Annotated in this window: 11 protein-coding genes; 1 reads left to right on the top strand and 10 read right to left on the bottom strand. The window is 61.7% G+C overall.

All coding sequences use genetic code 11. The features are described 5' to 3' along the window. Nucleotides 1-206: 206 nt before the first annotated feature. From AB5Y72_RS20400 to tapM, 9 genes are all read right to left on the bottom strand, one after another. A complete protein-coding gene (locus tag AB5Y72_RS20400; RefSeq protein ID WP_042078969.1) occupies nt 207-1,079 on the bottom strand; it encodes a Dam family site-specific DNA-(adenine-N6)-methyltransferase in 873 nt (290 codons plus the stop codon). A gap of 69 nt (nt 1,080-1,148) precedes the next feature. Further along, nucleotides 1,149-2,696, bottom strand: coding sequence for an AAA family ATPase (locus AB5Y72_RS20395; RefSeq protein ID WP_325782112.1), 1,548 nt, complete (start codon nt 2,694-2,696; stop codon nt 1,149-1,151). Further along, nucleotides 2,686-3,768: a 3-dehydroquinate synthase gene (gene aroB / locus AB5Y72_RS20390; protein ID WP_042078967.1), complete on the bottom strand. Its 1,083-nt coding sequence runs from the start codon at nt 3,766-3,768 to the stop codon at nt 2,686-2,688. Before aroB ends, AB5Y72_RS20395 begins: the two co-directional genes overlap by 11 nt. A gap of 17 nt (nt 3,769-3,785) precedes the next feature. Continuing rightward, nucleotides 3,786-4,304 (bottom strand): shikimate kinase AroK, encoded by a 519-nt coding sequence (gene aroK / locus AB5Y72_RS20385; protein ID WP_042078966.1) that lies wholly within the window; start codon nt 4,302-4,304, stop codon nt 3,786-3,788. A gap of 191 nt (nt 4,305-4,495) precedes the next feature. Continuing rightward, nucleotides 4,496-6,721, bottom strand: coding sequence for a type IV pilus secretin PilQ (locus AB5Y72_RS20380; RefSeq protein WP_216989770.1), 2,226 nt, complete (start codon nt 6,719-6,721; stop codon nt 4,496-4,498). Nucleotides 6,722-6,737: 16 nt separating this feature from the next. Further along, on the bottom strand, nt 6,738-7,265 hold the full coding sequence (locus tag AB5Y72_RS20375) for a pilus assembly protein PilP (protein ID WP_042079004.1): 528 nt from the start codon (nt 7,263-7,265) through the stop codon (nt 6,738-6,740). Nucleotides 7,266-7,267: 2 nt separating this feature from the next. Beyond that, nucleotides 7,268-7,867 (bottom strand): PilO family type IV pilus biogenesis protein TapO, encoded by a 600-nt coding sequence (gene tapO, locus AB5Y72_RS20370; RefSeq protein ID WP_042078964.1) that lies wholly within the window; start codon nt 7,865-7,867, stop codon nt 7,268-7,270. After that, on the bottom strand, nt 7,864-8,433 hold the full coding sequence (tapN, locus tag AB5Y72_RS20365) for a PilN domain-containing protein (protein ID WP_209793419.1): 570 nt from the start codon (nt 8,431-8,433) through the stop codon (nt 7,864-7,866). The genes tapO and tapN overlap by 4 nt, the downstream gene beginning before the upstream one ends. After that, a complete protein-coding gene (gene tapM / locus AB5Y72_RS20360) occupies nt 8,421-9,482 on the bottom strand; it encodes a PilM family type IVa pilus assembly protein TapM (RefSeq protein WP_325782111.1) in 1,062 nt (353 codons plus the stop codon). The genes tapN and tapM overlap by 13 nt, the downstream gene beginning before the upstream one ends. A gap of 297 nt (nt 9,483-9,779) precedes the next feature. On the opposite strand from tapM, the gene AB5Y72_RS20355 reads away from it, so the two are divergent. Further along, on the top strand, nt 9,780-12,269 hold the full coding sequence (locus AB5Y72_RS20355) for a PBP1A family penicillin-binding protein (protein WP_325782110.1): 2,490 nt from the start codon (nt 9,780-9,782) through the stop codon (nt 12,267-12,269). A gap of 66 nt (nt 12,270-12,335) precedes the next feature. Here AB5Y72_RS20355 and oxyR read toward each other — a convergent pair whose 3' ends face one another. Next, the gene (oxyR, locus tag AB5Y72_RS20350; protein ID WP_325782109.1) at nt 12,336-13,232 is read right to left on the bottom strand and encodes a DNA-binding transcriptional regulator OxyR; all 897 of its coding nucleotides are present in this window, start codon (nt 13,230-13,232) and stop codon (nt 12,336-12,338) included. Between the last annotated feature and the right edge of the window lie 137 nt (nt 13,233-13,369).

Raw genomic sequence — 13,369 nt, 5'->3', positions numbered from 1 at the left:
TATCGCAAAAGGGCGATGAAAACGACCCGCATCTGCTGAACCAGTGAACCGCGGCGCTCCCCCGTGCAATCGGTGCAAACGGGCTGTTCCTGCAGGGAAAACCCATCCGCTGCCTGGCGCACCGGGTGGCAGGAAGGATCCGCTCGTGTCGCGGCAAGCCGGCAGTACCAGAAACGACAACGGTCCCCGCAGGGACCGTTCACGACTCAACCGGCGACGGCCAGCTCCGCCTCGCCAGGATAATAACCCTGCTCGGGTTCGATGCCGGGCGGATAGAGTGCCAGCAGCTCGGCCACCTTGTTGCGACCGCCGCCGTTGCGGCTGATGGTACGCTTGACCAGGATCTCGTCCAGCCGGGCCCCGCGATAGAGCTCCCGGGTCAGCTCGATGTCGTGGTTGCTGATGAGCACGGGCACGCCCTTGTGGGCGGCGGTGTGGCGGGCCAGGCGAGCCAGCAGAGCCTGATCGTCCAGGGTGAAACCGCCCGCCGAGTAGGTGGTGAAACTCGCCGTGGTGGAGAGGGGCGCATAGGGCGGATCGCAGTAGATCACCCAGTCTTCCTCGGCGCGCGCCATGGCATCGGCATAGCTCTCGCAGATGAAGGTGGCCTTCTGCGCCTTCTCGGCGAAGGCCCACAGCTCCTTCTCCGGGAAGTAGGGTTTCTTGTAGGAACCGAAGGGGACGTTGAACCCGCCCTTCTTGTTATAGCGGCACAAGCCGTTGAAGCCGTGGCGGTTGAGGAAGAGGAACAACTGGGCCCGCTCGAACCCGGCCTCGGCCTGGTTGAACTGGGTGCGCAGACGGTAGTAGGCGGTCTTGTGGTTGTGTTCGGCCACGAACAGCCGACGAGCCTCGCCGATGAAGCGATCCGGCTGCCGCTTGAGGTGGTTGTAGAGATCGATGAGATCCGGATTGATATCGTTGAGCACATAGGCATCGTAATCCGTGTTGAGGAACACGGATCCCGCCCCGACGAAGGGCTCCAGCAACACACGTCCGTCCGGCAAGCGCTCGGCGATCTCTTCGACCAGGGAGTATTTTCCCCCGGCCCATTTTAAAAACGCACGTGTTTTTTTCATGGATGTCCGGTGTTAACAAGGCGATGCCAAAAAAGGGGGGTGATTCTACCCCCTTCTTCGGGCGGCTGGCTATTGCTTCAGTTCTTTTTGTATCTGGGCAAACGACTTGGGCCAGGGTTGTCCCTTGAGCAAGGCGGGCGAGAGCTTGCGGATCGCCGCCTTGGCCTGGGCGCTGCTGGCATAGTCGCCCTGCACCACCACATACCAGGGACTGCCACGGAAACTCGTCTTGTAGACCCAGATCTTGCCCGCCAGCCCGTGCTCCGCCACGAAGCTGTCCACGGCCTTGGTGTTGCTCGCCCCCATCAGCTGGACGCTGTAGTGGTTCTTCGGCTTCTTGTTGAGGGTCGCGACCGGAGTCAACGCCACCTTGGGGGCCGGCGCCGCAGCCGGTGTGGCCGACGCAGGCTGGGTGCCGCTGCCCTGGGCAGCCGGTTTGACCGCCGGGGTGCTGCCCTGTGCCTTGGCCTGCACCGTCGGCACTGCCTGGGAACCGCCGCCCACCAGCTCGTCCACCACGGCCGTGGGCAGGGCGCCGCTGACGTTGGGCTGATTCATCAGTTTTTCGACCACTTCGTCGGAGATGACTACCCGGCGCCCCTCGTAGTTGGTCGACTCCGTAGTGACCGTCTCGCTCTCGACCTTCTTGGGCAAGGGCTTGGCATCGGGTTGCCAATCCCGGGCGACCTGCGTCCCCGCCGCCCCGGGGCCGGTGTCACTCTCCTGGGTGCCCTGTGCCGCGCTCGCACCGCCGACACTCAGGGGATCTGCGGTGACGGGGTCGGGCAACGCCGTTCCCTGGGACGATGCCTGGTCTGGCGCCTTGCCGCCATCATCGAACAGGGGCAGGTAGCTCAGGGCCAGCAAGCCGGCGGCCACCAGGGCCAGCACGATCGCGATCTTCTTGACGGGCAACTCGGCCTGGCGTTTCTTGGGCCTTCTGTCGGTCATGATATCCTCCAGTGACTGCATGATGGCGGACGGGTGTCCGCCCGCCCCATTCAGGATCTCTTCCACCTTGGGCTTGGGCAAGAGGGCTGTGGGGATCTTGAGTTCTTTGGCCTTCTCATACAAGAAGATGCGTTGCTCCGGCGCGCTCAGTGGCGCGACCTCCAGCTCGAGGGCGGGCATGGCACGCCCTTTCAGCAGGGCCTTCTGGTTGCGACACCAGGCGTCACCGCCGGAGAGCAGGATGGCGAGTTTGTGGGGCGCGGCCAGGGTATCGTTGTGACGACAGAGCGCCCACAGCTCCCCGACCAGCTCGGTGGGCAATGCGTCGGCGCGCTCTACCATGAGCAGCAGGGTGGACGGCTTGCCCTCCAGCATGCGAAAGAAGCTGTCGGCCAGCGCATCCTGCGCATTGAACAGGGGGCGAGCCACTACCTGCTGCAGCAGCAACTGGCGTACATCCGCCATCTTCATGGCCGGACTGCCGATGAGGCTCACCACCCGCACCGTGTCAGGCAACTGGGCAAGCAGCGACTCGCAGAGCGTGCCACGACCGCTGCCGGGCTTGCCACAGAGAAAGATAAAGGGGTGATTGAACTCAATCAGGTGCAGCAGCCGGTCGACCAGCTGCCGCTGGGAAGGGAGCTTGAGCAGTTTGTTAGTGGTCACGACCAGACTCGATCACCGCCATCAATTGAGCATCCGTCACGTCGGCCACCACCTGGGCCCGCCCGATCCCGACCGGCAGCACCAGTCGCAGCTTGCCTTCCAGCACCTTCTTGTCACGGCGCATATGGCGGATGAAGGCGGCAAAATCCATCTCCGGCGGCGCCTGCACCGGCAGCTCGGCCGCCAGCAGCAGGGCGCGGATCCGCGCAACCTCTTGCTCTGTCATGTCGCCACGGGCCAGGGCCGTGTCCGCCGCCAGCATCATGCCTGCCGCCACCGCCTCCCCATGGAGCCAGTTGCCATAGCCCTTCTCGGCCTCGATGGCGTGGCCGAAGGTGTGCCCCAGGTTCAGCAGGGCCCGCACCCCGTGCTCGGTCTCGTCCTGCCCGACCACATCGGCCTTGATCTCGCAGCAACGGCGAATGGCGTAGGAGAGCGCGTCGGCATCGAGCCGCTGCAGGCGCGTCATGTTGGCCTCGAGCCAGGAGAAGAAGGACTCATCCCAGATGATGCCGTACTTGATCACCTCGGCCATGCCGGCGGCAAACTCCCGTGCGGGCAGCGTCTTGAGGCAGTCGGTATCGATGATCACATGCCTGGGCTGGTAGAAGGCACCCACCATGTTCTTGCCAAGGGGATGGTTGACGGCGGTCTTGCCGCCGACGGAAGAATCAACCTGGGAGAGCAGCGTGGTAGGCACCTGGATGAACGGAATGCCTCGTTGATAGCTTGCCGCAGCGAAGCCAACAACGTCGCCTATCACGCCGCCCCCCAGGGCGATGAGAGTGGTGTCACGGCCATGGCTGGTTTCCAGCAGAGCGGACATGATCCGCTCGAAGGTGGCCAGGGTCTTGTGGGCCTCCCCATCCGGCAGGATCAGGTGTTCCACCTGAAAGCCGGACAGCAACTGAATGATCTGCTCAAGATACAGGGGCGCGACCACGGTATTGGTCACTATCATGACCCGCTTGCCCTTGATCGTCTGCGCCAGCACCTCGGGGTGTTGCAACAGACCGGCAGCTATCTCTATCGGGTAGCTGCGTTCACCCAGTTCGACCTTCAACCTTTCCATGGACGTCCTCTAATGGATTACATGCCGATCAACTTGACGATTTGATTGGCAACAACTTTTGCACTCTGATCATCGGTCTGGATGACAAAGTCAGCGACTTCTTCATACAGGGCGTTGCGCTCTTGCGCCAGACGCTCCAGCACTTCCCGGGGCGGCTCTTCGGTTTGCAGCAAGGGGCGGCGCTTGTCTCTCTGGGTGCGCGCCAGCTGCTTCTCAATGGTGGTTTCGAGGTAGACCACGATGCCACGGGCAGAGAGCTTGTTGCGGGTTTCACGGCTCTTGATGGCGCCGCCACCCGTCGCCAGCACGATGCCCTGATGCTCGGCGAGCTCACCGATCACCTTCTCTTCGCGGATCCGGAAACCCTCTTCGCCTTCAACATCGAACACCCAGCCGATATCGGCACCACTGCGGCGCTCAATCTCATGATCTGAGTCGAAAAACTCCATGTGCAGTTGTTCTGCCAGATGTCTACCTATGGTGCTCTTGCCCGCACCCATGGGACCTATCAGGAAAATATTGCGTTTCTCAGCCATGTCTTTTCGTTAGTAATTACAAACTGTATGGCCCCGGTAAACACTCGACCGGGGTACCTATGAATCTTATCTTGCGATGGATCAGGAGGGGGATTATCTCAACAGAAACCAGGACTGGCAACCGCAGCCCTTACGCCCCAGCCTCATCGGGGCGTAAGGTTATATGTGTTTTGCTCTCACATGTAAAGTTTTCAAAGGGCGTCGGTGACTATCCTCGGGGTCACGAAAATCAGCAGTTCACGCTTCTTGTTTTCACTGGTGGTTTTCTTGAACAGGTAGCCGAGGCCGGGGATGTCCCCCAGCAGCGGCACCTTGCTGACATCATTTTTAATCGTCTGCTGATAGATGCCGCCAAGCACCAGGGTCTCGCCGTTGTTGACCAGCACCTGGGTGGTGATCGACTGGGCGTTGATGGAGACCGCATCCCCGGTACCGGTCGGCACGGTTTCCCCCTTGGTGTCCTGGGTCACGGTCAAGTCGAGGATGACCCTGTTGTCCGGGGTGATCTGGGGTGTGACCTTGAGGCTCAGTACCGCCTTCTTGAAGGTGACCGAGGTGGCCCCGCTGGAGGAGGACTCTACATAGGGGATCTCTGTCCCCTGCTCGATCAGGGCCGGTTTCTGGTTGGCGGTGGTCACCCTGGGGCTGGCGATGATCTCGGCCTTGCTCTCCTTCTCGAGGGCGGAGAGTTCAAGATCGAGCAGGGTACCGTTGGCGAGACGAGCGACCTGGAACGCCAGCGTACCGGCGGCATTGGTCACCGGCAGATTGACGTTGAGCCTGTCTTCCACGCCGGGACGCGTGATGGTGGAGCTGCCGTCATTGTTACCGGCACCGTCATTCCCCTCTATGGTGCCCGAGGTGCCGTTGCCATGACCGTCCGTTTTGGTCACGCCCCAGCGCACCCCCAACGCCTCGTCGAAACCGTCGTCTATGGTCACCATACGCGCCTCGATCACCACCTGCTTGACCGGGATATCGAGGATATCCAGCATGCGCTTGACGTTGCCGATGACGTCCGCCGTGTCCTTGACCACCAGCACGTTGGTACGCTCATCCACGCTCACCGCCCCCCTGGGGGAGAGCAGCTTGGTGCTCTCGGAGGAGAGCAGGGCGGCCACTTCGGCTGCCTTGGCATAGTTGATCTGCAGGTATTCGGTGTAGAGAGGCGCAAGGTCGGCCACCTGGCTGCGACTCTCCAGTTGCTGCTTCTCGCGAGCGGCGATTTCATCCGCCGGGGCCACCAGCAGGATGTTGTTGTCCAGCCGCTTGTCCAGCCCCCTCACCTTGAGGATGATGTCCAGCGCCTGCTCCCAGGGCACCCCATCGAGGCGCAGGGTGATGTTGCCGGCGACGGAGTCCGTAGTCACCAGGTTGAGATTGTTGAAGTCGGCGATGATCTGCAACACGGTTCGCACCGGAATATCCTGGAAGTTCAAGGATATCGGCTTGCCCTGATATTGCTTGGCCGCCGTGGTGGCCGCCCGTTTCTTCACCTCTATGATGAACATCTTGTCGGCCTGATCGTAACGGTAATCGAACTGACCGTTGACCGAGAGTTCAAACAGGGTGTCATTGCCCTGGCGGAACACCTCCACCTGGGAGACCGGGGTGGCAAAGTCCTGCACATTGATGAGGTTGAGCTGTTCATCCGGGATCCGGGTGCCGTGGAACTTGGCAAATACCTTCTGACCTCGGCTGCTGACGTCCACCGCCGCCGAGCTGTTGTCAAGGGTCACGAGGAACTCCCCCTGCCCCTCCTTGCCACGGCGAAAATCGACGCCCTTGACCGAGTTGAAATAGCCACCTCCCGGATTCGTCGGCGCGACGGACAGCACGGGCTTGCTGGCAGCGGCAGGGATCGGCACCACGGCAGGGGTCTGCGCCACGGCGGGTTGTGCCTGATACTGGGACTGGTTCTGGGCAACCCGCTGGGTATCGATCAAGGCAGATTGCGTCACCGGCTGGCTCCTGACAAGCGCCGACGGGTTGGCCGCCGCAGGGGCGGGCGAGGAGGCCACTGGCTGACCGGCCTTTTCCCCCAGCGACACCAGCAGTTTGTTGCCCTGCTGATGGACTTGATAGGGGGTCAGCTGATCGAGGGCTATCTTGATGTCGAGCCCCTGCCCCTTGCCCTCGACCTTGAGGTTGTTCACCCCCTGTTGCTTGATCGACAGCGGATTGACCGTCAGTGCCCCCACAGCTCCGGGCACATGCAACAAGAGCTGATTGGGTTCATACGACAGCCTATCGGTAAACCCGCTCACGGGCTCGCTGAAACTAAGTTCCAGCAAGAGTTGATCGGCCAGCAGGGGATTGACTTTGACCTCCTGCAACGCGGGGACCGCCCACACCTGAGTGCATCCGCCCAGACACAGCAGCGCCACACCTGTCATCCTTCTTATTGTTGTTCTCATCTCTGCTCATCCCTGATCATAGTTTTGCGTCGAGATTGGCCATGGCCAGCTGGGTCTCTCGGGTGACCCAGCATCCTTTGCCATCCGGTACCGTCTCCATCAAGTCAACATGCGTATTCGTTATCTTGATGACCCTGCCCTGATCCAGTCCCATGTGCTGATTGAGCCCTACTCGCACGGCCTGCCCGTCCGGGGTATTGATCAATGCCCATAGCTGTCCTTGTCTGCCGATCGATCCCTTCATGCTCAGGCTGGCCAGCGAATAGCGTTCCAGCACCTCCTTCTCCCGATTGGCGACGATCTGCGCGCAATCCGGCTTGGCCTTGGCATCCAGCCTGGAACTGGTCTCCGGCTGGGGGGCAATGAAAGGGCTGCGCTGATCGCTGCGTTGGTAGGCCATGGGAGAAAAGGCCTTTATCTCAGGCAAGGGCTCGATCGGGATGGGTTTCCTCGCCTTGGTCTGCCTGACGTACTCGTCCATGTCCTCCTGTACGCCGCAGGCCGTCACCAACAGCGCCGACAAGAGGAGTACTGTCACTCTCATGCTCATGGCTTCTGCTCCACGGTTTTACCGTTGTATTTGTAGGTTTTGGCCTGCATGGACATGCCGATCAACTCGTCCTGTCCCTTGTCTTGATTGAGTTGAAACGACTCCAGGATCACGATGCGCGGCAACGCGGCCATGTCTGCCGTGAATTTGCCGAGTTCGTGATAGGTGCCCACCACCTCGATGCGCATGGGCAGTTCGGTCGAAAATTCGTGTTTGACCTCCGGCTCCCAGTTGATCCTGTTCAATTTGAGACCGTTGTCGGTGGCGATGAAGCTGATGTCGTCCAGCAGGCCGGCAACCTCATGGGTGTTGGGCAACTGCTTGAGCTGGGTATCGACCAGGTGCTCCAGTTGCACCATCTGCTTCCTGTATGCCTCCAGATTGGCGGCCAGCATGGCCTTGCTCTCGAACTGGCTCTTCAGTTCCTTCTCTTTATCCGCCTCCCTGGCCAATGCCGTCATGGAGTTGGCAATCACATAGTAGTAAATGGCCCCCCCCAGCAGAGCGCAGCAGAGGAAGATGAAGATACCCTGAGCGACCCTGGGCCAGCGCGCGATGTCATTGATATCCAGTTCATTGAGCTGTTGCAGGTTCATTCTTGCCCCTTAGCCGCGTCCGGGAGTGCCGTGGCGATCTGGAACATCATGGAGAACTGGCTCAGTGCAATGGGTGCCACCTCTGCCGTGAAGATGGTGCTGAGCTGGGACTGCGCCAGCCAGCCCGACCCGTCGATGCGTCTCATCATGCTGGCCACCCTGCCATAGGCTTCGGTCTTGCCCTTGACATCGATCTTGTTGTTCTGCAGGGCGAGGGTGTCAAGATATACCCCATTAGGCACCAGCACGGGCAGCTGATTGAACAGACGCACCGGTATGTTGCGCCGCATCTGCAACTGCTCGATGAGCTGCATGCGATCGATCAGATCCTTGCGCCGCTCCTTGAGCAGCCGGATTTCGCCGAGCTGGGTGTCGAGCATGGCCATCTCCTGCAACAATCGCTGATTGCGCTCCTGCTGATAGCCGATCTGCTGTTGCACCAGCCAGTCGACGGCAAAGGCGATGACGGCAGTTCCCGCTAGGAACAGCCCGAACATGATGCCGAACTGCTTCTTCTGGCGCTGGGCCCTGGCCTGCCGCCAGGGCAGGAGATTTATATTTGACATGGTGTGAAGCTCCGCAGTGCCAGACCGAGTGCCGTCATGTACTTGGCCCCGTGGGCCAGACCCCCTTCTCCCTGAGGCTTGCCAAAGAGCGCAAAGGGGTCGGGATGCAGCACTTCACAGTTGAGCTCGCTGCCTAGCTGCCCGGCCAGACCGGGCAGCAGACTTCCCCCGCCCGTCAGCACCAGCTTGGACAGCTCCTTGTTGCCCGACGAACTGCAGAACAGTTGCACATTGCGCCGGATCTGCAGCACCAGGGTACTGAGGTGCGGCAGCAGCACATCCACCTCATGATCCGCAGGCAGGGATCCCTGGAGCTTGGCAAGTTCCGCGTCTTCCAGGCTCATGCTGTAAAAAGAGGCCAGGGCCTGGCTGTATTGATCGCCACCGAAATTCTGCAAGCGGGAATAGATCACCTGCCCCCTGAACAGGACGGCAAAGGTCATGGCACTGGCACCGATGTCGACGATGCCGACCGGCTTGTCCCAGGTTTGCAGCTCGGGCAGGCAGGCCAGCACGGCGCGCCCGAGCGCGTGGACCCCCACGTCCACCACCATGGTATTCATGCCCGCCTCCGTCAGTGCACTGACCCGGCCGCTGACGCTCTCGGTCCGTGCCGCACTCAGCAGCACCTCCTGACGGCTGTTGTCGGCGGTCATGCCGAGGATCTCGAAATCCAGGCTGACTTCGTCCAGAGGAAACGGAATGATCTGTTCCGCCTCCAGATGAACCTGGTTCTCCAGCTCGCTCTCGTTGATGTTGGTGTCGACCTGGATGATCTTGGTGATGACATTGGAGCCCGTCACGGCCGTGGCCACGTGCTGGCAGTCCCCTTGCACGAGCCGCCTGAGCGACTTGAGGGACTGGCCGACCCGCTCAATGTCCTGCAGTTGATAATCGACCAGAGTGCCCCTGGGCATGGGGACCTCGGCAACCGAGCCGAGATGCACCTTGCCGGGACGCCCGCTGATGGTGACGGCCTTGATGGTTTGACTGCCAAAATCAATGCCCGCCAAGGAGAGGAGGGATCCCTTACTTAATAGCCCAAACATATACACATCCATGCGTTATTGGGTTTCGGACTTATTGTAGGACAGCGCATCACAGGGTGATGCCTTAACTCAATATAATGCTCTATCTATCAATGTCATAAAGTTTATGTCAAAAGTTGACCTTCCTCTCCTTTCGGCCCTGGCTGCGGCCCCCCTTGGTAATTGCGTCCCGGAATGCTACCCTCCCGCCTCTTCTCGAGGTCGCCGTCTGCGGACAGGAAAACCTCGAATCCGCGAGGGTAAAAAGGCTATACTCTGCGCCCGTTGGCTAATTTTAAGACGATTGGTAGTTCTTCCATGCTGAAATGGCTCGTTCGCCTGTTTATTGTCATGATGCTGGGTGCAGTGCTGGGTGTTGCCAGCCTCATCGGCATCTATTTCTACATCAAGCCCCAGTTGCCGGATGTGAGCGCTCTGCGCGATGTCAAGCTGGCCACCCCCATGAAGGTCTACAGCCGGGACGGGGAACTGATCTCCCAGTTTGGCGAAATTCGTCGCATCCCCCTGCGGCTGGATGAAATCCCCCAGCCCATGATCGATGCCGTACTCGCCACCGAGGATGCCCGTTTCTATGAACACCCGGGCATTGACCCCATCGGCATCATTCGTGCCGCGACCGTCTGGGCCGTCTCCGGTCAGGCGCGCCAGGGGGCCAGTACCATCACCCAGCAGGTGGCACGCAACTTCTTCCTGAGCAACGAGAAGACGCTGGTGCGCAAGATAAAGGAAGTGTTCCTCGCCTGGCGCATCGAGCAGAACCTCACCAAGGACGAGATCCTGACGCTCTATCTCAACAAGATCCCCCTCGGTTACCGGGCATTCGGGGTCGGCGCCGCCGCCCAGGTCTACTTCGGCAAGGAGGTCAAGGATCTGACCCTGGACGAGATCGCCATCATCGCGGGGCTTCCCAAGGCCCCCTCCATGCTGAACCCCATCCGTTCCCCGGAGCGCGCCTTCGCCCGCCGCAACGTGGTACTTGGTCGCATGCTGGAGACCGGCAAGATCACCCAGGTCCAGTATGACGAAGCCTCCAGAATGCCGGTCAAGGCCCGCTACCACGGTGCGGAAACGACCCTGAACGCCCCCTACCTGAGCGAGATGGTGCGCCAGAAGATGGTGGAGCAGTTTGGTGAAGATGCCTACACCATGGGACTGCACGTCTACACCACTGTCACCGCCAAGCGCCAGCGCGCCGCTCACCAGGCGCTGCTCGACGGCGTCTTCGACTACGACACCCGCCACGGCTATCGCGGCCCGACCGCCCTGCTGTGGAAAGCCGGCGAAGCGGCCTGGGATTACGACCAGATCATGGCCCACTTGGCCAAACAGCCGAGCTATCAGCCCCTGATGGCCGCCGTGGTCACCAAGCTGGGCGACAAGAGCGCCACCCTGGTGCTCAGAAACGGCAAACAGGCCGAGCTGGGCTGGAACGGCATCAAGTGGGCGCGCGCCTTCATCACCGACGATCGCCAGGGCTTCGCCCCGAAATCGGCGCGGGATGTGCTCAGAGTCGGCGCCCAAATCTGGGTGCGGGAGAAAGGGGAAGAGCTGCTGCTCTCCCAGATCCCCGACGTCAACGCCGCCCTGGTCGCCATGAACCCGCAAGACGGCGCCATCGAGGCCCTGGTGGGCGGCTTCAGCTTCGAGATCTCCAAGTTCAACCGGGTCGATCAGGCTCGCCGCCAGGTCGGCTCGAACATCAAGCCCTTCCTCTATGCCACCGCGCTGGAGCAGGGCTATACCCTGGCGTCCCTCATCAACGACGCACCGATCAACCAGTGGGATCCGGCCAAGGGCCCCATGTGGCAGCCCAAGAACTCGCCTGCCATCTATGAAGGGCCGACCCCCTTGCGCCTCGGCCTCGCCAAGTCCAAGAACGTGATGTCGGTCCGGCTGATGCGCGCCATCGGGCTGGATACCTATATCGACGGCCTCACCCGCTTCGGCTTCGCCCGGGATCACATCTCCGCCAACGAATCCCTGGCCCTCGGCGCCGCCGAATTCACCCCGCTGGAAGTGGTGCGCGGCTACTCTGTGCTGGCCAATGGCGGCTTCCAGGTCAGCCCCTACTTCATCACCGAGGTGACCGACAGCTTCGGCAAGTCCCTGTACCAGGCCAATCCGGCCGCCGCCTGCCGCGACTGCGGTGTGCTGGCCGCCGCCGGCCTCGACAGCGCCGATGCCTATGCCAATACGGTGCCCGACTGGAAGGCCCAGTGCCCCATCGATCCCGTCGTGCCCAACAAGATGGCGCCGCAGACCATCAGCGCCCAGAGCGCCTTCCTGATCACCGACACCCTGACCACCGCCATCTGGGGTGGCAATGGCTGGCGCGGCACCGGCTGGCGAGCGGCCCGCGACCTCAAGCGCCACGACATCTCGGGCAAGACGGGGACCACCAACGAATCCCGCGATGCCTGGTTCTCCGGCTATACCCCGAATCTGGTCGCCACCTCCTGGATCGGATTTGACAACCACCAGCGCGGCCTGGGTCGCGCCGAATTCGGTGGCGGTGCCGCCCAGCCCATCTGGATCGACTTCATGAAGACGGCGCTCAAGCAGGTGCCCGAGCGCAAGATGCCGGTGCCCGAGGGGATCATGCAGGTGCGCATCGATCGCGAGACGGGTCTGCTGACCAATCGCGCCGATGGCAGCAGCACGGACGAGTTCTTCAAGGAAGGCACTGAACCGACCCGCTACGCGAGCCAGCTCTCCGATGGCAACCAGGTGTATGGCGGTGACGGCTCGGCCACCGATGGCCCCGTCTCGACCGACGACATCTTCTAGATCTGCGAGAGACAAAAAAACCGGCGCCCTGCGCCGGTTTTTTCTTTGTGCCAGGAGACCTCGCCCCTAGACGGGCAGGCTCTTTATCAGGCGCGAGATGCGGGCCGCCAGTTCGTTGAAGCAAGGACGTCGCACCGAGTAGTGACGGTAGAGCAGGGAGATGGTGCGCCCCGGCACGGGGTCGATCACCGGACGATAGCTGACGCCCCCCTCCTCCGGATTGGCGGGCACCGCCAGCCTGGGCACCAGCGTCATGCCGCTGCCGGCCGCCACCATGTTGCGCAGCGTCTCGAGGCTGGTGCCCTTGAAGCGCTGATCCTCCCCGATGCCGGCGGCAAAACAGAATCCCAGCGCCTGCTCCCGCAGACAGTGGCCATCGGCCAGCATCAGCAGCTTCTTGCCCTTGAGATTGTGCAGCGGCACCGCCCTGGCGCAGGCCTCGGGGTGATGCTGGGGCACCGCCAGCCACATGGGCTCCTGATAGAGGGGGATGGATCCAAAGCCCTCCATCCCCTCCAGCTCCGCCAGCACGAGGCAGTCCAGCTCCCCCTCCTCCAGCCGCTTGAGCAGCACCTGGGTCTGCTCTTCGTAGAGGTAGAACTCCAGCTTGGGGAAGTGTTCGCGCAGATCTTGAATGATGTGGGGCAGCAGGTAGGGACCCACGGTGGGAATGAAGCCGATGTGGATCTCGCCGGACATGGGCTCGGCGAAGTGCTGGCCTATGCTCTTGAGCTCGCGCACCTCCTTGAGTACCTTGCGGGCCTGCCGGGCCATGGCGTCCCCGGCCGGGGTGAACAGCACCTTGCGGGAGGTGCGCTCGATCAGGATCACCCCCAGCTCATCTTCCAGCTTGCGCAGCTGGCCGCTCAGGGTCGGCTGACTGACGAAGCAACGCTCCGCCGCCTTGCGAAAGTGTTTCTCCTCTTCCAGCGCTACCAGGTATTCGAGATCGCGAAGGTTCATGGGTACTGCATCCTGCCATTCAATGTGGCCGCTAGCATGCACAAGAACGGGGCGGGGGACAAGGGAGGCTCGCAGGCGAATGCACGTCCGCCACACAGGTAACAGGAGCATGGCGGCGGCCACGGCATGGAACCGCG

The sequence above is a fragment of the Aeromonas sp. R7-4 genome, from assembly GCF_040908055.1.
Taxonomy (GTDB): Bacteria; Pseudomonadota; Gammaproteobacteria; order Enterobacterales; family Aeromonadaceae; genus Aeromonas; species Aeromonas sanarellii.
The sequence above is the reverse complement of the archived record's forward strand: the minus strand, read 5'-3'. Positions and strand labels throughout refer to the sequence as shown.

Bases quoted from the DNA above. Each gene is read 5' to 3' on its own strand.
- aroK (WP_042078966.1), bottom strand. From the start codon at position 4,304: ATGGCTGAGAAACGCAATATTTTCCTGATAGGTCCCATGGGTGCGGGC.
- AB5Y72_RS20400 (WP_042078969.1), bottom strand. From the start codon at position 1,079: ATGAAAAAAACACGTGCGTTTTTAAAATGGGCCGGGGGAAAATACTCC.
- AB5Y72_RS20375 (WP_042079004.1), bottom strand. From the start codon at position 7,265: ATGAGAGTGACAGTACTCCTCTTGTCGGCGCTGTTGGTGACGGCCTGC.
- aroB (WP_042078967.1), bottom strand. From the start codon at position 3,768: ATGGAAAGGTTGAAGGTCGAACTGGGTGAACGCAGCTACCCGATAGAG.
- tapN (WP_209793419.1), bottom strand. From the start codon at position 8,433: ATGTCAAATATAAATCTCCTGCCCTGGCGGCAGGCCAGGGCCCAGCGC.
- AB5Y72_RS20355 (WP_325782110.1), top strand. From the start codon at position 9,780: ATGCTGAAATGGCTCGTTCGCCTGTTTATTGTCATGATGCTGGGTGCA.
- tapO (WP_042078964.1), bottom strand. From the start codon at position 7,867: ATGAACCTGCAACAGCTCAATGAACTGGATATCAATGACATCGCGCGC.
- tapM (WP_325782111.1), bottom strand. From the start codon at position 9,482: ATGTTTGGGCTATTAAGTAAGGGATCCCTCCTCTCCTTGGCGGGCATT.
- AB5Y72_RS20380 (WP_216989770.1), bottom strand. From the start codon at position 6,721: ATGAGAACAACAATAAGAAGGATGACAGGTGTGGCGCTGCTGTGTCTG.
- oxyR (WP_325782109.1), bottom strand. From the start codon at position 13,232: ATGAACCTTCGCGATCTCGAATACCTGGTAGCGCTGGAAGAGGAGAAA.